General features: G+C 44.4%; 1 protein-coding gene. It reads left to right on the top strand.

Annotated features, from left to right (window positions below; genetic code table 11):
* A partial coding sequence (locus FCL48_RS24650; protein WP_205747825.1) for a transposase occupies nucleotides 1-1239 on the top strand: 1239 nt, incomplete at its 5' end.
* Nucleotides 1240-1292 lie beyond the last annotated feature (53 nt).

Here is a 1292-nt window from a genome sequence, read left to right as displayed (position 1 = left end):
AGAGGTGCCAATTGCACAATCTCACTGGGTGATGCACTGATGTCCGGCCTGGCAGTGTTTCAGTTGAAGCACCCATCCCTTCTTGCTTTTGACAAACAGCGACAAAAAGAACCGCAAAACCTGCATTCAATGTTTGGCATAACCAATATACCTTGCGACAGCCAGATGCGGACCATACTGGATCCCTTGTCACTTTCTTCGTTGCGTGCACCTTTTCGTACGGTTTTTCGGCATCTTCAACGGGGAAAAGATTTTGAAAAGATGGCCTATATTGATAACCACTACCTCCTGAGTGGTGATGGTACCGGCTTCTATTCATCGGGCAAAGTCTCATCTCCTTATTGCATGTCAAAAAAGAGTCGCAACGGCCAAACACTCTATTATCAGCAGATGTATGCTGCTTCTTTTGTGCGACCAGATTGCAAGGTGGTTATTCCTGTCTTTCCGGAGATGATAACCAAACAGGACGGTACCAATAAAAATGATTGCGAACGGAACGCCGCTAGGCGCTTCTACACAAGGTTTCGAAACGAGCATCCCCACCTGAAGGTTATTGTGGTTGAAGATGCATTAGCCAGTAATGCACCTCATATTCAAGACCTGCAAAACCTCAACCTGCGCTATATTCTTGGGGCCAAGCCGGGTGATCACGCAGCACTCTTTGCTGAACTGGACCTGGCTGAAAAAGAAGAGCGGGCTACTCAAATGTCGTTTATTGACCCAGAGGACCAGAAAACCGGTCACTTTTTTAAATTCGTCAATCAGGTTCCTTTAAACAAATCCAATCCAAACTTGCTGGTTAATGTGCTCGAATACAGTCAGATCGACAAGAACGAGAAAATAACCACCTTCAGTTGGGTAACCGATATCGAGATAACAAAAGAGAATGTTTACAGCTTGATGCGTGCTGGCAGAGCCCGCTGGAAAATAGAGAATGAAACATTCAACACTCTTAAAAATCAGGATTATAATCTCGGCCATAACTACGGCCTTGGCAAAAAGAATCTGAGCGGGGTCTTCACTATTTTAATGATGCTCGCTTTTCTCATAGATCAGACACAACAGCTCAGTTGCTGGCTCTTTCAGGAGGCATTGGCAAAAGAAGAATCAAAGAAGTCGTTGTGGGAGGCTATCAGAGCTTTCTTCCGCAATTATAAAGTTGATTCTATGGAAACTATTTTACGAGCCATAGCTCATGGAATAAATGGCCCCACATTGAAAGAGGTATGCCGGACGTAGCAGTACCATAGTTTAGCGGTTATTCAGTTATCAGAGATCAAAAATATGCTTGG

Source organism: Desulforhopalus sp. IMCC35007 (assembly GCF_005116575.1).
Classification (GTDB): Bacteria; Desulfobacterota; Desulfobulbia; order Desulfobulbales; family Desulfocapsaceae; genus Desulforhopalus_A.
Note: the sequence above shows the minus strand (reverse complement) of the source record. Positions and strands in the feature narration are given on the sequence as shown.